This window comes from Salinisphaera sp. RV14 (genome assembly GCF_052044135.1).
GTDB lineage: Bacteria > Pseudomonadota > Gammaproteobacteria > Nevskiales > Salinisphaeraceae > Salinisphaera.
On the sequence record NZ_JBQDYF010000005.1, the window covers coordinates 157,691 to 182,987 of the forward strand.

Annotated in this window: 22 protein-coding genes; 9 read left to right on the forward strand and 13 right to left on the reverse strand. The window is 64.6% G+C overall.

Features of this window, described 5'->3' with window-relative positions:
* From ACS8Y6_RS07470 to ACS8Y6_RS07495, 6 genes are all read left to right on the forward strand, one after another.
* Window positions 1–882 (forward strand): FKBP-type peptidyl-prolyl cis-trans isomerase, encoded by an 882-nt coding sequence (locus ACS8Y6_RS07470; protein ID WP_440850614.1) that lies wholly within the window; start codon window positions 1–3, stop codon window positions 880–882.
* Window positions 883–1,674: 792 nt separating this feature from the next.
* The gene (locus ACS8Y6_RS07475; protein ID WP_440850613.1) at window positions 1,675–2,937 is read left to right on the forward strand and encodes an ABC transporter substrate-binding protein; all 1,263 of its coding nucleotides are present in this window, start codon (window positions 1,675–1,677) and stop codon (window positions 2,935–2,937) included.
* An 84-nt stretch (window positions 2,938–3,021) separates the two neighbouring features.
* Window positions 3,022–3,888 carry a branched-chain amino acid ABC transporter permease gene (locus ACS8Y6_RS07480; protein ID WP_109992271.1) on the forward strand — a complete coding sequence of 289 codons (867 nt, stop codon included), beginning with the start codon at window positions 3,022–3,024 and terminating at the stop codon, window positions 3,886–3,888.
* Window positions 3,885–4,895, forward strand: coding sequence for a branched-chain amino acid ABC transporter permease (locus ACS8Y6_RS07485; RefSeq protein WP_440850612.1), 1,011 nt, complete (start codon window positions 3,885–3,887; stop codon window positions 4,893–4,895). The genes ACS8Y6_RS07480 and ACS8Y6_RS07485 overlap by 4 nt, the downstream gene beginning before the upstream one ends.
* Window positions 4,892–5,641, forward strand: a complete 750-nt coding sequence (locus ACS8Y6_RS07490; RefSeq protein WP_440850611.1) for an ABC transporter ATP-binding protein — start codon at window positions 4,892–4,894, stop codon at window positions 5,639–5,641. Before ACS8Y6_RS07485 ends, ACS8Y6_RS07490 begins: the two co-directional genes overlap by 4 nt.
* Window positions 5,638–6,369, forward strand: coding sequence for an ABC transporter ATP-binding protein (locus tag ACS8Y6_RS07495; RefSeq protein ID WP_440850610.1), 732 nt, complete (start codon window positions 5,638–5,640; stop codon window positions 6,367–6,369). Before ACS8Y6_RS07490 ends, ACS8Y6_RS07495 begins: the two co-directional genes overlap by 4 nt.
* Before the next feature lie 195 nt (window positions 6,370–6,564).
* Here the strand turns inward: ACS8Y6_RS07495 and ACS8Y6_RS07500 are convergent, their stop codons facing one another.
* The 5 genes from ACS8Y6_RS07500 to metG form a co-directional block, all read right to left on the reverse strand.
* Window positions 6,565–7,224 (reverse strand): fumarylacetoacetate hydrolase family protein, encoded by a 660-nt coding sequence (locus ACS8Y6_RS07500; RefSeq protein ID WP_440850609.1) that lies wholly within the window; start codon window positions 7,222–7,224, stop codon window positions 6,565–6,567.
* Complete coding sequence (gene nth / locus ACS8Y6_RS07505) at window positions 7,221–7,868, reverse strand: endonuclease III (RefSeq protein WP_440850608.1); 648 nt, start codon at window positions 7,866–7,868, stop codon at window positions 7,221–7,223. Before nth ends, ACS8Y6_RS07500 begins: the two co-directional genes overlap by 4 nt.
* A 225-nt stretch (window positions 7,869–8,093) precedes the next feature.
* Window positions 8,094–8,753 (reverse strand): electron transport complex subunit RsxB, encoded by a 660-nt coding sequence (gene rsxB, locus ACS8Y6_RS07510; RefSeq protein WP_440855301.1) that lies wholly within the window; start codon window positions 8,751–8,753, stop codon window positions 8,094–8,096.
* On the reverse strand, window positions 8,750–9,388 hold the full coding sequence (locus tag ACS8Y6_RS07515) for an NYN domain-containing protein (RefSeq protein WP_440850606.1): 639 nt from the start codon (window positions 9,386–9,388) through the stop codon (window positions 8,750–8,752). Before ACS8Y6_RS07515 ends, rsxB begins: the two co-directional genes overlap by 4 nt.
* Before the next feature lie 120 nt (window positions 9,389–9,508).
* The gene (metG, locus tag ACS8Y6_RS07520; protein WP_440850621.1) at window positions 9,509–11,572 is read right to left on the reverse strand and encodes a methionine--tRNA ligase; all 2,064 of its coding nucleotides are present in this window, start codon (window positions 11,570–11,572) and stop codon (window positions 9,509–9,511) included.
* 120 nt (window positions 11,573–11,692) lie between these two features.
* Here metG and apbC point away from each other — a divergent pair, with 120 nt between their 5' ends.
* Window positions 11,693–12,784 (forward strand): iron-sulfur cluster carrier protein ApbC, encoded by a 1,092-nt coding sequence (gene apbC, locus ACS8Y6_RS07525; RefSeq protein WP_440850605.1) that lies wholly within the window; start codon window positions 11,693–11,695, stop codon window positions 12,782–12,784.
* A gap of 276 nt (window positions 12,785–13,060) precedes the next feature.
* On the opposite strand, the gene ACS8Y6_RS07530 is transcribed toward apbC, so the two are convergent.
* From ACS8Y6_RS07530 to ACS8Y6_RS07550, 5 genes are all read right to left on the reverse strand, one after another.
* Complete coding sequence (locus ACS8Y6_RS07530) at window positions 13,061–14,062, reverse strand: lysylphosphatidylglycerol synthase domain-containing protein (protein ID WP_440850604.1); 1,002 nt, start codon at window positions 14,060–14,062, stop codon at window positions 13,061–13,063.
* A gap of 157 nt (window positions 14,063–14,219) precedes the next feature.
* Window positions 14,220–15,119 (reverse strand): hopanoid biosynthesis-associated protein HpnK, encoded by a 900-nt coding sequence (gene hpnK / locus ACS8Y6_RS07535; RefSeq protein ID WP_440850603.1) that lies wholly within the window; start codon window positions 15,117–15,119, stop codon window positions 14,220–14,222.
* 46 nt (window positions 15,120–15,165) lie between these two features.
* A complete protein-coding gene (hpnJ, locus tag ACS8Y6_RS07540; RefSeq protein ID WP_440850602.1) occupies window positions 15,166–16,581 on the reverse strand; it encodes a hopanoid biosynthesis associated radical SAM protein HpnJ in 1,416 nt (471 codons plus the stop codon).
* Window positions 16,581–17,744 carry a bacteriohopanetetrol glucosamine biosynthesis glycosyltransferase HpnI gene (gene hpnI, locus ACS8Y6_RS07545; protein WP_440850601.1) on the reverse strand — a complete coding sequence of 388 codons (1,164 nt, stop codon included), beginning with the start codon at window positions 17,742–17,744 and terminating at the stop codon, window positions 16,581–16,583. Before hpnI ends, hpnJ begins: the two co-directional genes overlap by 1 nt.
* Before the next feature lie 259 nt (window positions 17,745–18,003).
* Window positions 18,004–19,023 carry a zinc-dependent alcohol dehydrogenase family protein gene (locus tag ACS8Y6_RS07550; RefSeq protein ID WP_440850600.1) on the reverse strand — a complete coding sequence of 340 codons (1,020 nt, stop codon included), beginning with the start codon at window positions 19,021–19,023 and terminating at the stop codon, window positions 18,004–18,006.
* Between the two features lie 191 nt (window positions 19,024–19,214).
* On the opposite strand from ACS8Y6_RS07550, the gene ACS8Y6_RS07555 reads away from it, so the two are divergent.
* Together ACS8Y6_RS07555 and dcd are read left to right on the forward strand one after the other, a co-directional pair.
* Complete coding sequence (locus tag ACS8Y6_RS07555; RefSeq protein WP_440855302.1) at window positions 19,215–21,521, forward strand: hypothetical protein; 2,307 nt, start codon at window positions 19,215–19,217, stop codon at window positions 21,519–21,521.
* Between the two features lie 212 nt (window positions 21,522–21,733).
* Window positions 21,734–22,300, forward strand: coding sequence for a dCTP deaminase (dcd, locus tag ACS8Y6_RS07560; RefSeq protein WP_109992255.1), 567 nt, complete (start codon window positions 21,734–21,736; stop codon window positions 22,298–22,300).
* 491 nt (window positions 22,301–22,791) lie between these two features.
* Here the strand turns inward: dcd and ACS8Y6_RS07565 are convergent, their stop codons facing one another.
* Genes ACS8Y6_RS07565 through purM form a run of 3 tightly spaced genes read right to left on the reverse strand, consistent with a single transcriptional unit; the run spans window position 22,792 to window position 25,273 of the window.
* Window positions 22,792–23,547 carry a DUF3108 domain-containing protein gene (locus ACS8Y6_RS07565; protein ID WP_440850598.1) on the reverse strand — a complete coding sequence of 252 codons (756 nt, stop codon included), beginning with the start codon at window positions 23,545–23,547 and terminating at the stop codon, window positions 22,792–22,794.
* Window positions 23,544–24,230: a phosphoribosylglycinamide formyltransferase gene (gene purN / locus ACS8Y6_RS07570; protein ID WP_440850597.1), complete on the reverse strand. Its 687-nt coding sequence runs from the start codon at window positions 24,228–24,230 to the stop codon at window positions 23,544–23,546. The genes ACS8Y6_RS07565 and purN overlap by 4 nt, the downstream gene beginning before the upstream one ends.
* The gene (gene purM / locus ACS8Y6_RS07575) at window positions 24,230–25,273 is read right to left on the reverse strand and encodes a phosphoribosylformylglycinamidine cyclo-ligase (protein WP_440850596.1); all 1,044 of its coding nucleotides are present in this window, start codon (window positions 25,271–25,273) and stop codon (window positions 24,230–24,232) included. The genes purN and purM overlap by 1 nt, the downstream gene beginning before the upstream one ends.
* Between the last annotated feature and the right edge of the window lie 24 nt (window positions 25,274–25,297).

A 25,297-nucleotide genomic window follows, 5' to 3' on the forward strand; every position in this document is an offset into this window, starting at 1 on the left:
ATGAAACGAACGATTGCACTGTTTGCCTGCGCTTTCGCGCTGACGGCGTGCGGCAACCAGTCGAGCTCGGACAACACTCAGTCCGGCGGCGATAACAGCCAGTCCGGATCGAGCACGAGCCAGGCCGACAATGCCAAGGCCAAGGCTGGCGCGTCCGGGCAGTTCGCCAACAAGAAGGAAAAACGCAGCTATGCGCTGGGCATGGACATCGGCAATTCGCTCAAGGATCTGCCGATGGATGTGGATCTCGACCAACTGACCCAGGGCGTGCGGGATGTCGTCAGTGGCGGCAAGACCAAGCTGAGCCAGAAGCAACTGCATACCGTGATGCAGGGCGTGGTATCCGACATGGAAGCCGCTCAGAAGAAACAGCAGAAACAGAAGGCCGTGGCCAATCTCAAGGCAGGCCAGAAGTTTCTGGCCCAGAACAAGACCAAGCCCGGCGTGAAGACGCTCAAGGACGGTCTGCAGTACAAGGTGATCAAGAAGGGTAACGGGCCGCAGCCGGATGCCAACGACAGCGTGACCGTGGACTATACCGGCAAGCTGATCGACGGCACCGTCTTCGACAGTTCGAAAAAGCGTGGCAAGCCGGTGACCTTCCCGGTCAATGCCGTGATCCCGGGCTGGACCGAGGCCCTGCAGCTGATGCACGCCGGCGGTGAATACAAACTGTTCATCCCGCCGGATCTGGCCTACGGCGAGCGTGGCGCCGGCTCGAAGATCGGCCCGAATGAAACCCTGATCTTCGACGTGAAACTGATCAGCGTGCAGAAGAACAAGGGTAACGGCTCGAGTGGCAACGGCAATTCGGGTGACACTTCCGGCTCGAGCGACAGCTCGAATGCCGACTCGGGCAGCAGCGCGGGTAGCGGAAACTAGTCGCGTACCTTGTCTCGCACCCTGCGCAAACCGCCGGCCCTTGAGCCGGCGGTTTGCGTTTCGGGGGACGACGAGGCCGCCGGTCGGTTTCCGATGGGTGGGCTGCGGCCCGGGGCGTCGCGTCGCGCCCGGCACCGTCAATGCAAAGCGCGCGGCCCATCAGGCAACCTCGCGAGCCGATCGGCCGGCCACCGCGCACGCCGACTCGAGGGCCGCGGAATCTGTCGAGATGCATGTATTATGCACCATCTAAATCGTGCGCAATCGAGCCCGCGGCAGGGCCAGTCGCCTTGCCATGCGACTAATGGGCGAGCCCGCGGGGCGCTGACGCGATGTGGGGCGTGCGCCCATGCGTTGACGGCTTCCGGGCGCCGAAAAGCGAGCTGCAAGAGCGCCGGACGCGCGCCCGTGAAGCGGCGAGCGTGCCGATAGTGATCACGTTTCTTGACAGTTTTTCAAGGGCTTGGTAACTCATCAGTTCCAGGGAAAAATATGAGGTTCGGCCGCGGTCCGCTCTGGCATGGCGGCGCGGCGAAAAGGGGGGAGCGTGGAGCAGATGGCGAATGTACGGGCGCCGCACGGTGTCGTGCTCGGCAGGCGCGCGGTCGCGTTGCCGCGTCCGCACGCGGGCGCTCGTCGCGTACTGCTTCATCGTCCCCATGTTCAAAACAGCCATGCGATGACCGGCCCATGTGCCATCGTTTCAATCCGTATTCCCAAGTGCCCAAACCCTGATCGCCACGGCGGTCGGGGTTTTTTTTGCACCGTCACCAGCGAGGAGAGCCAGACCAAATGAGCGTATTCGACTTCGACGATTACAAGATCAACCGTAGAACACTACTCAAGACGGGGGCCGCGGTCGGCGCTTCAACGCTGTTGTATCCAGCGATGAATGCGTTTGCCAAAAGCGATAACCCGATCAAGATCGGCCAGATCGACCCGCAGACCGGCACCTATGCCGCGCTGGGCGGCAACCAGATCGCCGGCGCACGACTGGCCGTCGACCAGATCAACGCCAAGGGCGGCGTGATGGGCCGGCCGCTGCAGCTGCTGGTCGAGGACAGTGCGGCCAATGTCGGCCAGTCGGTGCAGAAGGCCCGCAAGCTGGTCAACCGCGACAAGGTCCACTTCCTGATGGGCGCGGTGTCGTCTTCTGTGGCGCTGGCGGTGTCGCAGGCGGCACGCGACATGAACACCATCTACATGGATATCGGCGGGCACGCCGACTCGGTCACCGGCGACAAGTGCAGCTGGAACACGTTCCGTACCTGTTCCACGACCTGGCTGCTCACCGCCGGGGACTTTCAGTCCATCTTCGATAAATACGGCAAGCGCTGGTATTTCATCACGCCGGACTATTCCTTCGGCCATGCCCTGCACGCCGATTACCTGACCCAGCTGAAGAAGGCGGGCGGCAGTGAAGCCGGCAACGCGCTCGCGCCGCTGGGCACGACGGACTTCTCGTCGTATCTGATCAAGGCGAAGTCGGCCAACCCGGACGTACTCATCGTACTGGGTGCGGGCGACGACATGATCAACACCCTCAAGCAGGCGACCCAGTTCGGTCTGAACAAGAGCATGGGCGTGGGCGGGCCGATGATGGAACTCGAGGTGCTGCAGTCGCTGCCCGATGCCGCGCGCTACGGGATGTGGAACATGGAGTGGTACTGGAACCAACCCAATGTGCCCCATGTGGCGGATTTCGTGGATTCGTATCGCAAGGCCAACAACGGCAACACGCCCAGCGCACGCAGCTGGTTCGGCTTCGCCAGCGCGCACGCCCTGGCATTGGCCGCCGAAAAAGCCAAGTCGCTGGATGCGCGCAAGGTCGCCCGGGCGCTCGAGGGGCTGGAGCTGCCGCCGGAGGTGGCCCTGCAGCCGAACAAGGCCGTGTATCGTGCCGGTGACCATCAGCTCATCGGTAGCGAATATCCGGGCACGATCAAGTCGAACGGCAAGTATCCGGATCTGTTCAACGTCGCCGACGTGGTGGATTCCAGCAAGATCGCCCGCTCGGTCGCGGAGAAGGGCTGCAAGATGACTTATCCGTCGTAGTGGAATGGAATGGCGCGGGCCGGAGCGAGCGCGCCGGCCCGCGCTCATGCCAGGGGGCGCTTTTCCGCTACGCGAGGTGGGTGAATGGAACTTCTGCTGTTCAATATCTTCAACGGTCTGATCATCGGCATTTTCTATGCGCTGATGGCCTTGGGCCTGTCCCTGATCCTGGGACTGAACGGGATCATCAATTTTTCTCATGGCGGGTTCCTGGCGCTGGGTGGCTATATCGCCTACAGCCTGTCGCCCGTCATCGGCTTCTGGGGCGCGTTGATCGTGTCGCCCTTCATCGTGGGGTTGCTGGGCCTGGTCGTCGAACGTGTGCTGATCCGGCCGCTGTATTCGCGCGACCCGTTGTTCAGCCTGCTGCTGACCTTCGGTCTGGCGATGATCATGGAGGACTTGATCCGTACCTTCTGGGGCGCGAACGGCCTGCCGTTCAACGTGCCGGCTGCGCTGAGCCATCCGTTGAGCCAGACCTATTTCTTCGTCACCGGCTATCGCGTGTTCCTGGTGGTGCTGGCGCTGCTGGCGATCGGCTCGCTGTTCGCGCTGCTGCGCTATACCCGGATCGGGGTGCGCATTCGGGCCGGCAATGCCGATCTGGAAACCGTTTCCGCACTGGGCATCAATATCTATCAGCTGCGCGCGATCAACTTCGGCGTCGGCATCCTGTTCGCGGGACTCGCCGGCGTGCTCGCGGCCGGGCGTCTCGGCCTGACCCCGACCATGGGGGCCTCGCTGATCATGCCGAGTTTCGTGGCCATCATCGTCGGCGGTGTGGGCAGTCTGCTCGGCAGCCTGCTCGGCGGCATCATCATTGGTGTGGCGGCCGGCATCGTGACGACCTATTACCCGGCCGCCAGTGACGTGGTGATTTACGTGATCATGGGTGTGGTGCTCGTCGTGCGCCCGCGCGGATTGCTTGGCCAGGAGGGCCTGCTCGAATGAATGCCACGACGATCCCAGGGAAATCGCCGACGGCGAACGGGGCGCGTGCTGCCACGGCAGCAATCGACCTGCCGCGGCTCGTATCCGCGCTGGTTATCTGGGCGCTGTTGCTCACCGTGCCGTTCTGGTTGCCGCTGGTCGGCGGCTACACGGTGCTCGGCACGCGCGTGCTGATCTTCGCGCTGGTCACCCTCGGCCTCAACCTGTTGCTCGGTTTCACCGGCGGCTTGTCCTTCGGGCATGCGGCCTATTTCGGGCTCGGCGCCTACGGCACGGGGCTGATGCTCAAGTTCGTCTCGCCCAGCACGCCGCTGGCGATTCTGGTCGGGGTGCTCGCCGGCGGGCTGGCGGCCACGCTGTTCGGCCCGCTTACGGTGCGCCGAAAGGGCATCTATTTCGCGATGATCACGATCGCCATCGGCCAGATGTTCTATTTCATCGCGGTGCGCTGGAACAGTCTGACCGGCGGCGAGGATGGCCTGACCGGTTTCTCCCGCACCAACATCCATTTCGGGAACTGGGTGCTCAATATCCACGACCCGACGAACTTCTATTACTTCACCCTGTTCTTCTTCGCCATCGGTTGTCTGGTGGTCTGGATGGTGCTGCGTTCGCCACTGGGGCATACGTTCGTGGCGATTCGGGAAAACCCCAGGCGCCTGCGTTTTCTCGGTCTGCCGATCGGCGTGTACATCTGGATCGCCTTCGCCATCTCGGGCTTCGTCGCGGCGCTGGCGGGCGCGCTGTATGCACTGCTGAACAACTTCACCTCGCCCGAGGACATGAACTGGATCCTGTCGGGCGACTTCGTGATCATCTGCGTGCTCGGCGGCATGCGGACCTTCTGGGGGCCGCTCGTCGGCTCGGTGATCTACGTGGTGGTGCAGGATTATCTGAGCAGCATCACGGTGAACTGGATGTCGTTCATCGGTGCGATCTTCGTGCTTTCCGTGCTGTTCTTCCCTTGGGGACTGCTCGGTTTCTTCCAGGGGCGTTTCAACAAATGAGTCTGCTGTCGTTACAGAACGTCACCCGCCGCTTCGGCTCGCTGACCGCCCTGTCGAATATCTCGATCGAGGTGCCGCAGGGCGAGCTACGTGCCGTGATCGGCCCCAACGGCGCCGGCAAGACCACATTGTTCAACCTGATCAGCGGTTTCTTTCCGCCCAGCGAAGGCGAGGTGGTGTTCGACGGGCAGTCGATCAAGGGCGTGCCGCCGGAAAAACTGGTGCATCGCGGCATGACCCGCACGTTCCAGATCACCGAGATCTTTCTCGATTTGAGCGTGTACGAGAATCTGGAAATTGCCGTGGAAACCGCGCATGGCCTGAATCTGCGCCCGTGGCTGTCACCGGCCCGGCGGCGACAGGTCCGTGCCCATATCGACGAATTGATGCAAACACTGCATCTGGAAGATCTCGCCTACCGGATGGCCGGCGAGCTGGCGCACGGCGACCAGCGCGTGGTGGAAATCGCCATTGCGCTGGCGCGTGAGCCGCGGCTGCTGCTGCTCGACGAGCCGACCGCCGGCATGGGCGACGAGGAAACCGACCGTATGACCGATCTCATTCGTCATCTTCATCGCGAACGCGGCATCACCATGCTGTTCATCGAACACGATATGAACATCATCTTCAACGTGGCCGATCGCATCACCGTGCTGGATAACGGACATCTGCTGGCCGAAGGCACGCCGGCCGAAATCTCGGCCAATGCCGACGTGCAGGCGGCTTATCTGGGGGCGGCGCAATGAGCGATATTCTGCACGCCGATCAGTTGCATACCTACTACGGCAAGAGCCATATCCTGCACGGCGTATCGCTGCGGGTGGAGGCGGGCGAGATCGTGACGCTGCTGGGGCGCAACGGCGCCGGCAAGACCACGACCCTGCGCTCGCTCATGGGCCTGACGCCGCCGCGCAAGGGGCGCATCCAGCTGTTCGGCAAGAATGTGACCGGCTGGCCGCCGCATCGCATCGCCAGGCTCGGTGTCGGCTATGTGCCGGAAGGTCGCAAGATATTCGGCCATCTCACGGTGCACGACAACCTCCGGGTGCCGGCGGCCACGAGCGGCCGCTGGACACTGGATACGGTGTACGAACTGTTTCCCCGCCTGGCCGAGCGCCGTACCAGCAAGGGCGGACAGTTGTCCGGCGGCGAACAGGAAATGCTTGCGATCGCCCGCGCGCTGCTGCTCAATCCGCGTTTCCTGATTCTGGATGAGCCCTCGCAGGGCCTCGCCCCCGTGATCGTGGAGGAGGTCATGAAGACGGTGGTGGCCATGCGTGACGAGGGCATCGCCGTGTTGCTGGTCGAGCAGAACGCGTGGTTGGCGCTACGCGACGCCGATCGCGCCTATGTGCTGGGCGATGGTGCGATCGTACACGAGGGCTCGGCCGCGGAACTCGCGGCCGATGAGGACCGCGTCAAGGCGCTGGCGGGCGCCAGCCTCGATACGTCGGCCTCGGCTGCGATCGGCTGATTCATCCGGGCCGCGTGATCGCCCCCGGCGCCGGCATGCACCGGCGCCGGGGGCGGCACGGCATGGACAGGCTTTGGCCATGGAGCACGCCCGTGGCCCGGCCGGCGGGCCATGGGCCTTATTGGGGCGCGGTAGCGCGTTTCCTGTCGCCGGGGTAAGCGCGAACGTACGGGCGATGAGGCCGCGGCGGGCGCGTCAGGCCAGCGTCCATGCCGCGCTGGCCAGTCCCGGCCCCGACAGTTTGAGATGCTGACCGGGTTCGATCGCCCCGACGCCCTCCGGCGTGCCGGTGAAGATGAGATCGCCCGGCATTAACGCCCAGGTCCGGCTGACCAGCGCAATCAGGTCGGCAATGCCCACCAGCATGTGCGCGGTATGCCCGGACTGGCGCACTTCGCCGTCCACCGCCAGCTCGAAATGCAGATCGCCGAGATCCATGTTTTCGCCAAGCGATACCATCGGGCCCAGCGGGGCGCTGGCGTCGAAGGCCTTGGCGCGCTCCCACGGCTCCCCACTGTGCTTGAGTTCCGTCTGCTCGGCGCGCAGCGTCAGATCGAGCCCGAGGCCGACGCCGTGGATATGCTCGCGCGCAGCCTCGGCGCGGATATCGCGGCCGCCCAGGCCGATCTCGACCACCAGTTCGGCTTCGTGGTGGATCTCGCCGAGCCCGACCGGCAGCCGGACCGCCTCGTCGGGCGCGACCAGCGCGGAGGCCGGCTTCATGAAGATCACGCATTCCGCACCGGGCAGCGTGTTGTTCAGTTCCTCGATGTGCTTGGCGTAGTTGCGCCCGATACAGAAGATGCGCGGCGTGCCGCGGTGCGAGAAGGCTTCGGCCTGGTGTGACGAACTCATTCGCTGGCTCCTTGCAGGTTCTTGTGCTTGTATTCGCACAGGTCGACGATAACGCAGGCGTCGCAGGCAGGCTTGCGGGCCTTGCAGACATACCGCCCGTGCAGGATCAGCCAGTGGTGCGCATCCTGCAGATAGGCCCGGGGCACCCACCGCAGCAGCCGCTCCTCGACCTCGCGTACCGTCTTGCCCGGCGCGATGCCGGTCCGGTTGGATACGCGAAAGATGTGCGTGTCCACGGCCATCGCCGGCTGGCCGAAGGCCGTATTGAGCACGACATTGGCGGTCTTGCGGCCGACGCCGGGCAGGGCGGTCAGTTCGGCTCGGGTCGCCGGCACTTTGCCGTCGTGCTCATCGAGCAGGGCGCGGCAGGTCTTGATCACGTTGGCGGCCTTGCTGTTGTAAAGGCCGATGGTATTGATGTAACGCTTCAGGCCGTCCTCGCCCAGATCGAGGATCGCCTGCGGTGTATTGGCGACCGGGAACAATTTTCGCGTGGCCTTGTTCACGCCGACGTCGGTCGCCTGGGCCGACAGCATCACCGCGATCAGCAACTCGAATGTGGAGCTGTATTCCAGCTCGGTTTTTGGCGCCGGGTTGGCGGCCTTGAGCCGTTCGAATATCTCGGTGCGTTTCTGTTTGTTCATTCAATGGGCTTCGATCGACTATCGAGGGCGTTCTTTCGTTCATCCGCAGATTACACGGATGACACAGAGTGCAAGACACATGACTCCGGTTTCAGAGCCTCCCTCGCCGACAGGCGCTTGCCTTGACCCAGTGCAAACCCGCTTCGGTCCGAGTTTGCCGCCCAATGATCTGTGTCATCTGCGTAATCTGTGGATGACAGGCTCGGCAACCGATCTCGTGGTTTGTCATCCGCTACGTTTTTCGCGTTTGGCCTTGGCGCGGGCGATGGCATCGGCGATGGTCGATTTCTTGGCCTCGGCCGTGGCGGCGGCATCCTCGCGGGCGTCGTGGGTTGCTTCGTGACGGTTCGCCCGGCGCTTGCGCGTGGTGCGGCGGTTGAGCCGTTTCTGGCGTGCTTCGAACAGACGCCGGGCGCGGGCTGCGCGCTCGGCGTCGATCGGGCGCTGCGGCGGCCACAGCGGCTGGCCGGTTTTGGGCGTGGATTCCGGCATGTCGATGCAGTCGACCGGGCAGGCCGGTACGCACAGTTCGCAGCCGGTACAGTCGGCCTCGATCACGGTATGCATCTGTTTGGCCGCACCGATGATGGCATCCGTGGGGCAGGCCTGGATGCAGCGCGTACAGCCGATGCATTCGTCCTCGCGGATGAAGGCCACCTTGGCCACGCTGGCATCGCCGCATTCCGGATCGAGCGGCTTGGGGTCGATGCCGGTCAGCTCGGCCAGATTGTCGATGGTGGCCGCCCCGCCCGGCGGGCAGCGATTGATATCCGTCTCGCCCGCCGCGATCGCCTCCGCATATGGCCGACAGCCGTCGTAGCCACAGCGCCGGCACTGGGTCTGAGGCAACAGGGCATCAATGGCGTCGACTGAAGCGTCGGTCATGGAGTCGCGATGGGTACGTCCAAGACTGCGTCGGTATCGGCTTTCAACTCTCGACGCACGTTGTGGTCCATATGATCGAGATAAATTCGAATTCCTTCGCGACGGGCAAATCGAAATGCTGGCACAAGATCGCTATCACCGGTAGATACAACGATCGTGTCCACGAAGCGTCTGAGAGAAAGGCGTGCGATATCTAGACCAATACGCAGATCCACGCCTTTCTGTGAAGTATTGGGTACGAGATCGTTAGCTTGTAGCGTGCGTGGTTCGCCTCGGGTCAGCGAGCGCATTGCCGAGCTCCCGATTTTCCAATCGTGCGTAACCGTTTCGCCCATCCGAAGCGCAAAGTTCGGCAGCATCTCGAGACGATCGAGCAAGCTTCGATGCTGGCGCGATACCTCCGTGCGGGACAGATCGAGGCTTTCACGACTAATGGGGTTCAGCAAGCGATCCTGTGCTGGCGGCGCATGATAGAAGTAAATTCGCAGAAGCGTTCGATCTGCAAGCAGTGGATGATTACACAGCCGATAGCAAGCCGCTTCAATATCAGAAGCGGCAGGAAAGCGTCGAAGCGTCTTGTGAAGCTTTTTGATGACGAAGCCGCCATCAAGTAGAACCGCGTATTGATCAGACATAAAAATGGACCGCTAACCGCTCGTGGCACCGAAGTGCGCTTGAATCAGAGACGAACGGCGCGGTCACTTCTTCTATCAGTTTATAGAATGCGCGTTTGAGCGTGCTGATTCAACCCTGGTCTACTTGATCTTGTCCCCCGGCTTGGCGCCCTCGTCCGGCGAGAGCACGTGCGGCGAGTCGCCGGCGGCAAGTACCATGCCCTCGGAGACGCCGAAGCGCATCTTGCGCGGCGCCAGGTTGGCGACCAGCGCCACCAGCCGGCCTTCCAGCGCGCTCGGGTCGTAGGCGGACTTGATGCCGGCAAATACCTGGCGTTTGCCGAGTTCGCCCACGTCGAGCTGCAGGCACAGCAGCTTGTCCGCGCCCTCGACATGATCGGCCGACTCGACCCGGGCGACGCGCAGGTCGACCCTGGCGAAATCGTCGATGCCGATCATGCCGTCGTCTTCAACAGGCTTCGGGGCATCCTTGGTCTGTTTCTTTTCTTCCTTCGCTTGTTCCGGTTCGGCCTGGGCCGGCGCCGCGGCGGCTTCCAGATCTTCCTTGCTCGCCTCGATCATCTTGTCGATCGCCGGCTGCTCGACGCGGCGCAGTAGCGGCTTGAACTTGGCGATCTCGTGATCGAGCAGCGGCGTATTCAGGTCGGCCCAGGCCAGCGGTTCGATCTGCAGGAAGGCCTCGGCGCGCTCGGCGGTGGCCGGCAGCACGGGCTTCAAGTAGATCGTGAGCTGGCGGAACAGATTCAGCGCAGTGGTGCAGATCTGCTGGAGTTCGGCGGCGCGGCCGTCTTCCTTGGCGACCTGCCAGGGCGCGCGCTCGGCGACATAGGCATTGGCTTCGTCGGCCAGCGCCATGATCTGGCGAATGCCCTGGGCATAGCGACGCGATTCGAAGTGATCGGCGATTTCCTCGCCGGCCGCGGCGAAGTGCTCGACCAGTGCCGGCCGGTCGAGTTCGGCGGCGAGTTTGCCGTCGAAGCGCTTGCCGATGAAATTCGCACAGCGGCTGGCGATATTGACGTACTTGCCGACCAGATCGGAATTGATCCGGGCCAGGAAATCCTCGAAGTTCAGGTCCAGATCCTCGACCCGGTGTGTCAGCTTGGCGGCGAAGTAGTAGCGCAGGAATTCCGGATTGATATGGTCCAGCCAGGTGCGCGCCTTGATGAAGGTGCCACGGGACTTGGACATCTTCTCGCCGTTGACGGTGACGAAGCCGTGCGCATGAATCGCGTCGGGGGTGCGATAGCCGGCGCCTTCCAGCATCGCCGGCCAGAACAGGGCATGGAAATAGACGATGTCCTTGCCGATGAAGTGATACAGCTCGGCCTTCGAGTCACGGCCCCAGAAACGATCGAAGGTCAGCGCCGGGTCGGCCCGTTTAGTCACCAGATTCTGGAACGCGGCCATGTAACCGATCGGCGCATCCAGCCAGACATAGAAATACTTGTCTTCGGTGCCCGGAATCCTGAAGCCGAAATAGGGCGCATCGCGCGAGATGTCCCAGTCGCGCAGGCCGGTGGCAAACCATTCGTCGAGTTTACGGCTCATGGATTCCTGCAGGCGGTCGCCGCGCATCCAGTCGCGCAGGAAGCCCTCGAAATCGGCCAGCTTGAAGAAATAATGTTCCGAGTCGCGTTCGATCGGTGTGGCGCCCGACAACACTGACACCGGATTGCCCAGCTCGGTCGGCTGGTAGGTCGCGCCGCAGACTTCGCAGGCATCGCCATACTGATCGGGGCTGCCGCAGTTCGGGCAATCGCCGCGGATGAAGCGATCCGGCAGAAACATCTTGGCTTCGGGGTCGAATGCCTGCGAGATCGTGCGCCGGGCGATATGGCCCTCGGCGGCGAGTTTGTCGTAGATCGCGGCCGACAGTTCGCGGTTCTCGTCCGAATGCGTGGTGTGGTAGTTGTCGTAGACCACCATGAAATCGGCGAAATCGCGCTGGCGCTCGGCCGAGACGCCGGCGATCAATGCCTCGGGCGAAATCCCCTGATCGCGCGCCTTGAGCATGATCGGCGTGCCGTGCGCATCATCGCCGCAGACCGCGATGCAGTTGTGCCCGCGCAGTTTCTGGAAGCGCACCCAGATATCGGTCTGGATGTGTTCCAGCATATGCCCCAGATGCGTCGCGCCGTTGGCATAGGGCAGGGCGGAGGTGACCAGAATATCGCGCGCCATGATGTGCTCGAAATCGTCAGTTTTCAAAGCGCGCCAGTATGCCACACCGCGCCCGTGGGCCGCCCCGAGTTGCTATCATTCGCGCCAGCCCATTTACACGCACAACCACACGGTGCGCCCATGAGCGATTCCCTTCGCCAAAGCATCGAGGCCGAACTGGCCCGATATCACGAATCCTATCTCGATACCGACCTGATGACCGCGCGCGCCGTGCGCTCGCTGGCGGTCGAGGCCGGTCGGGTAACCCTTGAACTGGACCTCGGCTTCCCCTGTGGCCGCTACGGTCAGGAGCTTGCCGAGCGCGTGCGCGAGAAGCTCGAAGCGCTGGCCGATGTGCAACAGGCCGATGTGACCGTTGGCTTCTCGATCAGCCCCAAGGCCGTGCAGTCGCAGCTCAAGCGCATCGACGGTGTGGCCAACATCATCGCCGTGGCCTCGGCCAAGGGCGGCGTCGGCAAGTCCACGGTGGCCGCCAACTTCGCGCTGGCGCTGGCCGCCGACGGCGCCAACGTCGGCCTGCTGGATGCGGATATCTACGGCCCCAGCCAGCCGCGCCTGATGGGCATCGACACCCGCGCCAAGGCTGCTGGCGAGAACGTGATCGAGCCGGTCGCCGCCCACGGGCTCAAGACCATGTCGATCGGCTATCTCATCGACAAGGAAAGCCCGGCCATCCTGCGCGGGCCGATGGTGACCTCGGCGCTGCAACAGATGCTGTTTCAGAGCGCCTGGGGTGATCTGGATTATCTGATCATCGACCTGCCGCCGGGCACCGGCGACATCCAGCTCACGCTCGCGCAGAAGATCCCGGTCTCCGGTGCGGTGGTGGTCACCACGCCGCAGGATCTGTCGCTGATCGACGCGCGCAAGGGCGTGGAGATGTTCAAGAAGGTGAGCGTGCCCGTGCTCGGCATCGTCGAGAACATGAGCACGCATATCTGCTCCAAGTGCGGCCACGAGGAGCACATCTTCGGCGAGCACGGCGGCCAGACCCTCGCCGATGAATACGACGTCGATCTGCTGGGCGAATTGCCACTGGATATCTCGATTCGCGAATACGCGGATTCGGGCAAGCCGACCGTGGTCGCGGCCCCGGACTCCCAGATCGCCGCGGCTTATTTCGATATCGCCCGCAACGCGACCGCGCGGCTGTCGCGGCAGAAAAAGGATTACGCCAGCAAGTTCCCGAACATCAAGGTCGAGAGCACATAGCCGGCGCGAGCCCGGCGTAAAAGCGCCGGGCCGCCCGACGACCGTGGATGCGCGCAGGCCCGGCGTGCCCTGGCGCGTGCATGGCGCATCACGCCCCGGGGCACGATGTCTGGCGATGGTGTTTATTCGCCGACGCAAGCCGAAGCACAAGGATGATCGGGTCGGTCTATCGGCGCCGGGCGCAAAGCGATAGGGGCGCTCAGCGCTGACCGACGCTCTTTTCTGAATCGGCGCAATCCGTGAAATCTGTGGGTAAACCGACCTGTCGTCAGGACACTAGAGCCTGTTGCCGTTATGGCCGGAACGCAGCTGGCGTGCCTCATAGATCTGCCAGGACAGCAGAATCGGTATGCCGATCACGATTTCACGTCCGCGTTTGATCAACGACAGGGCCAGCGCGGCGTCGTTCGACAGCCCGAGCATTTGCCCGAACACCATCAGTCCGGCTTCCTGCACACCGAGTCCGCCGGGAACCAGGAAAGCCAGGTGGCGAATGGTCAGGGTGACGGATTCCAGAATCACGGCGGTTTCCACGCCCACCGGATGCCCGAGCAGGTGCAATGCAAGCCAGACTTCGAAGCTGCCGCTCAGCATGCCCACGAGCTGCCACACGGTCGCTTTGGCGAGACGCCACCGGTGTGTGATGACGTTCTCGATTTCCTGGTCCAGCGTGGCGCCGCCGCTGAGCATCTGGGTCAGCCGGCTGCGACCGCCAAGCGTGCGCTCGGCGAAACGTTCGAGCCGCTGGAAGATGCCGGCGTTGTCGAGTAGGAGTAGTGCGATGATCGGCGCCGGGCAGGTGAGCGCGATGCCGATGAGCACCTGCGTGGTGGTTTCGTTCGACTGGGTCAGGATGATCAGAAGCGCGACGCCGATGGCCGTGAACAGATACTGACTGAGCAGCGATGTGAGGACTTCCACGACCACGCTCGCAGTGGCGGTGGCGCCGTCCACGCCGCGCAGGATGAGCAGTCGGATACCGGCGAGTTCGCCGCCGACGCTGGCCACCGGCAGTAACCGGCTGACCCCTTCGCGGACCAGTGCGATCCAGGTGAGTACGCCCCAGCGGGCGCGCCGGTACGGATCGGGGCGCACGATGAGCAGGCGCCAGCCCAGCGCGTCCAGTGCGATCGGGCAGAGGTGGTAGGGCAAAAGCCAGAGCAGGTTCCAGCCGCCGATCGCCAGGGCGTTGAGTACCGCGCGATAGCCGGTATGGGCGATGAGACCGATGACAAGCAAACCGCCGACCAGGGCGACGACATAAGCGAGTCTTTTCACATGGGCCTCGCGTCGGTCACAGGTATGGACGGGTCAGCATTCAAAACCATCGGCGCATCTCATCAGGGCCGGGCGGTAAACCAATCCGGCGCGTGCAAAGCCGAGAGCGTAGCGGTCCAGATCACGGCGTCAACGGTGGATCGAGTGGCAAGGCCCCTCAGGTCGGGTTGTTCACCGGGCCGTTCAGCCGATCGCTGTCGGCGATTTCGGCAAACCGGGCCGGTCGCAGACCGGCCCGTTGCATGGCCTGCACCACGCGGGGGCTGATCAGGGCGGCATACTCGCCGCGGTGGTCGTAGTCGACCATGGCCGGCGTGAGCCGGTCACGACTGGCCGGATGACAGTAGATTTCGGCTGGCGCGCCGCCATGCGCGGCGGCTATTGCCGCCAGAACCCGCGCTTCGGTCATGTGGCCGGTCGCCCGCAGGCCCAGCAGGCGGGCGTTGGATGCCACCCCGGACGCGGTCATGCGCCGCCGCATGTGCCGCAACCAGGGTGCCATCAGTGTGGTCTCGACCGCCGTACGCCAGCCGCCGTTGCCCGGCTCGCCGGCATCGTGGCGTGGCTCGTAGGGCCAGCGCATGGCCCGCAGGCCATACTCGCCGCCGATACGCAGCGCCAGCGAGAGGATGGTGGGGTGCACGTGGAAATGCTTGTGTGCATTGACATGATCGAGGACCAGCCCGGTGGCCGCGAATGCGTCGTACTGCGCCCGGATTTCCGCGGCGAGCTGCCGCCGCACACGCGGCCGAAAGAAAAAGCGCGCGCCGGCGCTGGCCATGCCGTCGTGGAAACGGCCATTGGCATCGACCAGATCGGGAATGACCGACCGGGGCAGCACGGCGCGGCCGTCGGTCAGCACCAGGTGCAGCCCGATGCCGAGCGCGGGCCGCGCATGCGCCAGCGTCACCGCCTCCGGCGCGGCTTCTGCGCCCACCATGAGACTGGCCGCGCTCAGGATGCCCGCATCGTGGGCGTGCGCGACAGCCTCGTTCACCGCCGGATGCAGGCCAAAGTCATCGGCCGTGACGATCACGCGCCCCGATGGCGCGCTCATCGCGGCCGAGTTTCGGCCGGCATGGCGTGGTCGCCCCGCGTCGGTCTCAACGATGACTCAGGAACTGCGCGAATTCGCGGCCCTCGCGCAACCGCCGTCCGATCATGCTGGGATGGCGCACCATTTCGGCGGTGAGCTCGGCGATCTTGCCCGGCCGGAAGTAGAAGCGCTTGTAGAAGGTTTCCACCGACTCGAAGATCTCCTCCTTGCCCAGGTGCGGATAGCTGATCGGGGCGATCTGCACGCCATCGTCGTTGACCAGCGCCTCGGGGCCGCTGGCATCGAGCCAGCCGTTTTCCATGGCCTCGTCGTAAAGCCGAGTACCCGGGTAGGGCGCGGCCAGGGACACCTGAATGGTGTGCGGGTTGATTTCCCGCGCGAAATCGATCGTCTCGCGAATCGTCTCGCGCGTTTCGCCGGGCAGCCCCAGGATGAAGGTGCCGTGGATGGTGATACCGAGCTTGCGGCAGTTCTTGGTGAACTCGCGGGCGATATCGGTACGCAGACCCTTCTTGATGTTATGCAGGATCTGGTTGTTGCCGGACTCGTAGCCCACCAGCAGCAGCCGCAGGCCGTTTTCCTTCATGATCTTGAGCGTCTTGTACGGCACATTGGCCTTGGCATTGCACGACCAGGTGACGCCGAGCTTGCCCAGCCCCCGGGCGATCTCCTCCACCCGCGGCTTGAAGTCGGTGAAGGTGTCGTCGTCGAAGAAGATTTCCTTGACGTGCGGCATCTCGCGCTGGATATAGGCCACTTCCGCGACCACGTTCTCTGGGCTGCGCACCCGGTAACGATGCCCGCCGACCGTCTGCGGCCAGAGGCAGAAGGTGCATTTCGAACGGCAACCGCGCCCGGTGTAGAACGACACGTACGGGTGTTCGAGATAACCGATGAAGTAGTTCTCGATGGTCAGATCGCGCTTGTAGACCTCGGAGACGAACGGCAGCTCGTCCATGTTCTCGATCATCGGCCGATCGGGATTACGCACGTGCTCGCCGTTGGCATCGCGCCAGGTCAGCCCGAGAACGCCGGACAGGTCCCGACCTTCGGCGACTTCCTTGCAGGTGTAGTCGAATTCCTCGCGGCCCACGAAGTCGATGGCGGTGGACGCGCCCAGCGAGCCGTCCGGGTCCACGGCGACCTTGGCGCCGACCATGCCGATCAGCAGTTTGGGGTTCTCGCGCTTGAACGCTTCGGCGACTTTCACGTCGGTGGCGAACGACGGCGAACTGGTATGCATGATCACCAGTTCGTACTCGTGCGCCAGCGGCAGCACGTCGTCCAGGGTCAGGCCGTCCGCGGGCGCGTCGATCAGCCGACTGCCGGGGACCAGGGCCGCCGGCTGGGCCAGCCAGGTGGGGTACCAGAATGACTTGATTTCGCGCTTGGCCTGGTAGCGTGCGCCGGCACCGCCGTCGAAGCCGTCGAAGGAGGGCGGATGCAGGAAGAGCGTTTTCATCAGTGCTTATCCATTGACTGTGGTTTCATGGAGCCGTCGGAGCCGATCCGGTAGGTATAGCCTCGCCAGCGGATCGAACGGTTTGATAGTCCGTTGAGCCAGTCGTATAGCGTCAGGAACTCTCGCAACGGCCAAAGCCATAGGCCGTCGGTCGCGGCGCGCCCGGCACGACGGTTCTGAACCCCGTGCAAAGCCACGTCCGCAGTGATTGTCACACCCAGCAGTACGATAGAGATAGGCTGCGCGCAAGTCATTATAACGCCGCACAAGGCCGTGGGCAGTGTACAACTGACGAAAAGAAAGCCGTAACTGACCGGTGCGAGCAGACGGATCGTGCGCATCCATCGCGTTTCGTGGCGGCGCAGGCCGCGCAGGCCGGGTTCGTCGACCGTGGTTTCGACCACGACGTCCGACAGGACGATCGAGCGCCCGAGCGCGCGGATCTGTTGCCCGAGCCGGTGATCGTCGGCCAGGTGGTCTGCCAGCGCGGCAAAGCCGCCGATCCGGGCGAGATCCTCGCGGCGCAGCGCCAGGGTCGCGCCCGCCGCGTAGTCCTGTACTCCAAACAGACGGGCCACGAGTACCGACGGCATGAACCAGTCGTCGATGAAAAGTGTCGCAAGACGGGACCAGCGCGCCGCGGTCGGCCGGCCGCGATAAAGGCAGGTCACCAGGCCCACGTCCGAATCGGCGAGCGGCGCGGTCACACGGTGGAGGTAGTCGGGGCGGACATGGATGTCGCTGTCAGCCAGTACGAGGTGCTCGTGGCGCGCCGCGGTCATCATGTTGACCAGGTTGCTGACCTTGCGATTGGCGCCCCATTCACGCGCATCGAGCACGATGTCGATGTCGTGCTCCGGATAGGCCGCACGGATGCGCCGGGCCACGGCAAGCGCCGGATCCGTTTCGTCCTGCACACCGAACACGATCTGGAATTCCGGGTAATCCTGTTCCACGCATGAGCGCAGGGATGATTCGAGCTCGGTCTCGGCGCCGCACAGCGGCTTGAGCAGCGTGACCGGCGGTGCCGCGCCACGGGCTGCGGTGCGGCGCCGTTGCTTCGGGCCCAGACAGGCCGCCAGCAGTGCCATCAGGCTGTAGCCGCCGGCAAGACCGGCCAGGACAAAACCCAGGGTGTGGAAGACCTCGGAAGCGTTTATCACATCGGCGCAGGGTTGGGGCTGAATTCGATCGGCACGTGACGGCGGGGCCGTGCCGAATTCGTCGGGGCGGCAGACGATAGCGCAAAAGCGGGGTTCGCGCAGTGACAGCGCGACCGCACGCACGGTCCGGCCACGCGAATCCATCCGCTTGTTTTGGTGCACTTTCCGCGCCATTGCCGCGTTGCGGCCACGGGCTGCATGCCGGCAGACTGGCCGTGGCCGCGCCTTGTGCGGCACGAAAAATCACGCGAATACAGACCTAGGCTGCCGGACCAGCGGCGCGCGCCTCGTCGGCAATATCGATCACCACCTTGCCGATCGCAGCACCCGCTTCCAGATGCGCGTGCGCGGCGCCCACATCGCCCAGGTTGAAACGGCGCTCGTCGAGCAGTGGCACAAGCTGGCCCGCGGCCACCAGCGCGCCCGCCCGGGTGAGGATGTCGCCGTGGTGCGCCGGATTCACGCCGTTGAGCATGGCCGTGAGCATGAAGATCGTATGCAGGGTCAGGCTCTTGGTGTGCATCGGCGTCAGATCGGCCGAGTATTGTGACACGATGGTCGCCACCTGGCCGTTGACGCGGACCGCGTCGAACGACTTGGCGATGTCCGAGCCGCCGGTGGCGTCGAAGATCACGTCGAAGCCGCGGCCGCCGGTCAGCCGCGCGACGTATTCAGCGACCGATTCCTCGCGATAGTGAATGGTCTCGTCGGCCCCGCAGCGGCGCGCGATGGCCGCCTTGTCGGCGCTCGAGACCGTGGCCGCCACGCGCGCCCCCTGGGCCTTGGCGATCTGGATCGCGATATGGCCGACACCGCCGGCACCGCCGTGGATGAGCACATGATCGCCGGGCGCGACGCGCGTTCGATCGACCAGTGCTTCCCACGCCGTGATCGTAACCAGCGGCAGGGCCGCGGTTTCGCGCCAGCCGAGCCCGGCCGGCTTGAATGCCATCAATTCGGCATCGACCACCACGTACTCGCCGTAGGCGCCGCCGCGACCGACCAGGCCGGCCGCGCAGCCATAGACGGCATCGCCGACGGCAAACTGCCGCACGTGGTCGCCCACCGCGTCGACTTCACCGGCCACGTCGCAGCCGAGCACGGCCGGTAGCGCGGGTGCGATCGCCGGGCCGGCGGCGCGGAGCTTGGTGTCGACCGGGTTCACGCTCGAGGCGATCTGGCGCACGCGAATCTGGCCCGGCCCCGGTGCGGGCAGCGCCACATCGGCGGGCTCGAAGACATCGGGCGTGCCGAATTGTCGAATCTGTTGAACTTGCATTGAGAAGCCGAAGGCTTGGATTTCGCTGCTCAACATACGCCAAGCAAGGCATTTCGGCATAGCCGCATGGCAGACCAAGGTGCAGTGTCGCGCGATTCCCGGGCCCCGCATTGTGCATTTCAGAGCGCGGGTCGCGGCCCGATTGCAAGACGCGGCGGCGATGAGCAACGCTTTGCATCCTTGGGGGAATCATGAAGCGGAACTGGACACTGGGTGTCGCCATCGCCATCGCCATGGCGGCGTCGCTGGCTGCCTGCGGCGGCAACAGTAGCGACGACAACAGCCAGGCCAGCGCGTCCGGCACGGAGGCTCGCAGCCTGTATGCGCCGGCTTCCCAGAATGCGGTGATCCCGTTTCCGAACAATCTGCTGTTCGTCGATGCCAGCAACACCACCGGCCTGCTGGCCGGCGTGAGCGCCGATGGCACGCTCAATATCCCGGATACGACCGGTGCCAATCCGGTGATCGCCGACGCGAACAAGCTGGACGGGTTCTCCACCACCGATAATCTGTATGCCGATTTCTCCGGCGCGGATATCGACGTCGCCACGGCCAATAATGGCAGCGTACGCGTTATTGATGCGGCGACCGGGTCGGAACTCGCGGCCGGCACCGACTTCGACGTGGTGAAATCGCCCGACGTGGTCGACCACACGCGGTTGCTGATTCGGCCGCTCAAGCCGCTGGACCCGGCCACCACGTACTACGTGGTCATCACCGACCAGCTCAAGACCACCAATGGCGGCCGTGTGGCGCCCAGCGATCAATTCGCGATCGCGGACTCGGCCAGCGCGGTCGGCTCCGATGCCAATCCGGCGGCCCACTTCAGCGCGGCGCAGCAGGCCACCCTGGAATCCATCCGCAGCCAGCAGATCCGCCCGATCCTCGACAGCGTGCCCGGCGCCAGCGCCAGCAATGTCGTCGTGGCCTGGCAGTTCACCACTCAGAGCATCGGTGCGTCATTGCGGTATATCGCGGCGCACCCGACGCCCAACCCGAACGGCAGCAGCGACGGCGGCATTCGTGTCCAGCCGCTGCCCGACGGCCATGGCGGTCAGCTTTCGACCGGTGATATCAACGCCAGCCTGCCCGATACCGCGAATATCTACCAGGGGACGGTGGATCTGTCGTACTACCTCGCCGCCGCCGCGCACGACGGCACCTCGCCGCCGGCGCCCCTGACCACTTACTGGGTTTCCGATGGCAAGGCCGCCCCGGGCCATGCGACGCTGCGCACGCCGAGCGGCGGCTCGATCCCGTGCAGCGTGCTGGCGGCCAGCGATTCCACCACGGGCTGCTTTCCGTATCCCAAGGTGCGCTCGGTGCAATCGGTACCGGTGCTGGTGGCCGTGCCGAACGCCAACAGTCCGAGCGGCGGCACGCCGCCCGCGGGCGGCTGGCCGGTGGTGATCTTCCAGCATGGCATTACCGGCGATCGCACCAACATGTTCGCGGTGGCCCCCGTGCTGGCCGCGGCCGGTTTCGTGACCGTAGCCATCGATCTGCCGCTGCACGGGCTTGCGCCGGGTAACGCGCTGGCGATCAGCGGTCACGAGCGGACCTTCAACCTGGATGCCAACGGCGACGGTGCGGTCGATCCGTCCGGGGCGAATTTCATCAGCCTGACCAGCCCGATCACCTCGCGCGACAGCCTGCGCGAGGCGGTGGCCGATCTGATCGATCTCAACGCTACCGTCATGCAGAGCTCGATTACCGTCGTGGGCGGAACCGCGATCAAGCTCAACGGGCAGCCGAGCCAGTTCCTCGGTCATTCGCTGGGCGCGATCGTGGGGTCGACGCTGATGGGCGTGACCTCGGCGAGCGCCTTCGACGCGGCGACGCTCGCCAACCCGGGCGGTGGCGTCATCCGCCTGCTGGGCGGTTCGGCGGCGTTCGGCCCGAAGATCGCGGCGGGGCTGAAGGCGGCCGGTGTCGGTGCGGGCAGCGAGGCCTATCAAAACTTCCTGCGCCTGGCCCAGACCATCGTCGACGGCGGCGATCCGATCAACTACGCCAAAACCGTGGCGGTGCGCCATCCGTTGCATATGATCGAGGTTGTGGGGGGCGGCAACGGCGGCGTGAATCCGCCCGATCTGGTGGTGCCGAACGCGGTACCGGCCAACGTCGGTCCGGACTTCACGCCGGCGACCAGCGGCGCCTGTCCGGTCACCGCCGGCTATACCCCGGCGCTGGATACCGTCTGTGTCGGCGGGCCGTTGTCGGGCACCAATCCGTTGGTGGCGGCGATGGGTCTGGCTTCGGTCGCCGAAAGCGTGCCTTTCCAGGCCGGCAGCCAGCCAGCCGACAGCGTGGTGCGCTTTGCCAGCGGTGCGCACAGCACGATCCTGGATCCGACCGCGGGCACGGCCAATGGCAGCGTCGATCCGCAGGAAGGCGCGGCGACCACGGCTGAAATGCAGTGCGAGAGTGCCGGCTTCCTGGCGGCGGCAGCCGCCGGTGTCGCCAGCCCGACGATTCCCCTGGGCTGTCGGCAGTAGGCGCGCGACCGGCGGCGTGCCGTCGCCGGTTCGGGCACGCCGCGCCCGCCCGCCGGTCTGTCCGGGGCGGGGCGCGGCGTTGTCGCATCCGGGCGCGGCTGGCTACACTACCCGGCCGACCGGGTTCAGGCCGGCACAGCGCTCCCGCGCCGCTGCCCGAGCCCGGCATGGTTTCCATCCATGCGCCGCATCGCGCCGTCCGAGCATCGTCAATGAGCATCAAGTCCGACAAGTGGATCCGCCGCATGGCCGAGAGCGAAGGCATGATCGAGCCCTTCGAGCCCGGCCAGGTGCGAGAGCGCGACGGCGAGAAGATCGTCTCCTACGGCGTGTCCAGCTATGGCTACGACGTGCGCTGTTCGCCGCACTTCAAGATCTTCACCAACATCAACACGGCGGTGGTCGATCCCAAGGCGTTCGATTCGAGGGGCTTCGTGGATTTCGAAGGCGAGACCTGCATCATCCCGCCGAATTCGTTCGCGCTGGCCTCGACGGTTGAGTACTTTCGCATCCCGCGCAGCGTGCTCACGATCTGCCTCGGCAAGTCGACCTATGCCCGCTGCGGCATCATCGTCAATGTCACACCGCTGGAGCCCGAGTGGGAAGGCCACGTGACGCTCGAGTTCTCCAACACCACGACGCTGCCGGCGAAGATCTACGCCAATGAAGGCGTGGCACAGATGCTGTTCCTGGAATCGGACGAAGTCTGCGAAACGTCCTACGCCGACCGCGGCGGCAAGTACCAGGGCCAGCGCGGCGTGACCCTGCCGCGCGCCTGAACCCGTTGGCCAAGGCGTTTCTTGCGCGCAGTCGGCTGAGTAAGAAAGGGCATTTGTCCGCAAATGCACACGAATGAGCGCCAATAAGAAGAAAGATTAAGACAGTGCTGCTTCAGCTGTGCGAGCAAATTGCGTCGTCAAGCCGTTGCGTGAGCTGTATCCCTGCTCGGCAGCGTTTTGATGAAGGCCAACGGATGACTTGAGCGGTTATGGTCAGTCGAAAACGTGCTTCGGGCGCTGGGATGCATAGTCCGCCACTATTGATCCGGCATCAAAACAGCTGACTTCATCAGCTGTTTTCAAGGCTTCGCGGCCGATGGCCGCGGCGAGCATGCGATCGCATACTCGCGCTATTAACCCGAAAAATCATCTATTTTTGTGCCGTGTTAATAACGCTAATGCAAGAGTTCGTGTGCTCTTCATTCTGCGTTTATTTGCGGACTGATTTTCATCGGTCGGGCCTCACAGTCGATAACAGGCCAAACCGCTGATCAGTGGCCGGTCGTGTCGCTGCGCGACAGCGATTGCATCGTCAGGACATACTGCGTGTTGCCGTCCTCGAGACGCCGTACCTGAACGGGAATCCAATCCGCATTGCGCGCCAGCCAGAAGGTCAGCGCGTGATGATGCTGGCCGTCGCGGGCCAGTTTGACGGTATCGAAGAGACCCCCGGGTGTCTTCAGGTTGCCCGCGTCGCTCACATGCACCTTGTAGGTCTGCAAGCCGTCGTCGTCGGCGAGGATGAAGCGGTGTCCCGTGGGCAGCGTGTTGCCGGGCCGGGTCGAGGCCAGCCAGCGGCGGGCCGCGATCTGCAATGACATCGGGTCCTGCGTGCCGGGCTTGAGCGCGTAGGTCTGGCCGTCGCCCTTCCCGTTCCGATACTGAACGGTCATGGCCGACCAGTCGAACTTCAGGGTGTAGCTATGGCCCGGCTTGCCCTCGACGTGATGACGGAAATACCGGGGCTGGACCTTGCCGTCGACGATACAGAAGCGGGTCTCGTCGTCGATGTCGCCCAGGAACATGCGGACCAGCGCGTTGGGTTTGGCATGGCCGGTATAGACGAAACAGCCGTTCTGCTGGCCCGGCTTCAGGCTGAAATGGGCATCGCCCAGCGGCAGCCCGGATTTGCGCACGCTATAGACTGCGCTGAAGGCATCCGTGGGCGAGGCCAGTGTGGCGGGGCTGACGACGGCGAGGCTCAGCCCCGCGAGCAGAACGGTTGTCAGATGTGCCGTAATCTTCATGGGCCGGGGGTATCCTCGTCGTAGTCGATGATCGGCGGCTCGGATTGCAGGCGACCGTCGCGATGGATGCCGTCGGTGCGCCAGACCACCCGCCCCGAGATGAGATCGTCGAGTGCGGCGGCGTAAAGGCGCTGTTCGATGCGATCCATGATGCGGTCGGCCAGCATGTCGGCGGTGTCGCCCGGGCGAATGGTGATGCGGCCCTGGCGGATCACCGGGCCGTCGTCCAGCGTGGGGGTGACGAAATGCACGCTGGCGCCATGGTCGCGATCGCCCGCGGCCAGGGCGCGCTCGTGCGTGTGCAGGCCCTTGTATCGGGGCAGCAGCGACGGATGGATGTTGACGATGCGCCCGGCAAAGCGTTCGACGAAGGTATCGCTCAGCACCCGCATGAAGCCGGCCAGCACGATCCAGTCGGGCTTCTCCGCGGCGATCCGGTGCGCCAGCGCCGCGTCATAGCTTTCCCGATCCGGGAAATGGCGCGGCGAGATGCTGACCGCGGGCAAGCCGGCGAGGCGCGCCGTCTGCAGGCCCGGCGCGCGTGCCTTGTTGCTGGCAACCAGCACGATCTCGGCGTCGAGCGCACCGGCGTCGATTGCCCGCATGATGGCTTCTAGGTTGCGCCCGCGCCCTGAGATGAGCACGACCAGCCGGGCCGGGCGTTTGTGTTCGCTCGCGCTCATCAAACGATGCGCACGGCGGGCTCGTTATCTTCGCGGGCATGCACGTGGCCGATTTCGAACACGGTCTCGCCGGCGTCTTGCAGCACCGTGCGCGCCGTCGCGGCCTGATCGGCCGGCAGCACGATGCAGTAGCCGATCCCGTTGTTGAAGGTCCGCGCCATTTCCTCGGCCGCCACGTTGCCGGCCTCGGCGAGCCAGTCGAACACGGCCGGCCGTTGCCAGGCCGAGCCCTCGATGGTCACGGCCTTGTCCCCGGGCACGACGCGGGCCAGGTTTTCGGCCAGCCCGCCGCCGGTGACGTGGGCCATGCCGTGGACGGTAGTCCGGGCCAGCAGCTCGCGCACGGCTGCCACATAAATGCGCGTCGGCGCCAACAGTGCATCCAGCAGGCTGTGCTGGCTGCCGATCGGCGCCATGAGATCGGCGCTGCTGGTCTCGATGATCCGGCGCACCAGGGAATAACCGTTGGAATGCGGGCCGCTGGAGGCCAGGCCCAGCACCACGTCGTTTTCCGCGATGGCCGAACCATCGATGCGCGCATCGTATTCGACCACGCCCACGGTAAAACCGGCCAGATCGAAATCGCCCGCGCCGTACATGCCGGGCATCTCGGCGGTTTCGCCGCCGATCAACGCCGCGCCGGCCTGGCGACAGCCTTCGGCGATACTGGCGATGACCGGGCCGGCCACGTCGGCGTCGAGATGCGCGGTGGCGTAGTAATCGAGAAAGAACAGCGGTTCCGCGCCGGCAACCAGCACGTCGTTGACGCACATCGCGACCAGGTCGATGCCGATACCCTCGAAGCGCGCATGGTCGATGGCCAGGCGCAGCTTGGTGCCGACGCCGTCGGTCCCCGAGACCAGCACCGGCCGGCGATAGCGATCGACCGGCAGTTCGAACAGGCCGCCGAAGCCGCCCAGGCCGCCGATCACCTCGGGGCGGCGGGTGGCTTCCACGGGGCCGCGGATGGCGTCGACCAGGCGGTTGCCGGCATCGATATCCACGCCGGCATCGGCGTAGGTCAGGGAGGGACGATCGCTCAAGATCAGGCCTTCTCGGTTGCGTGA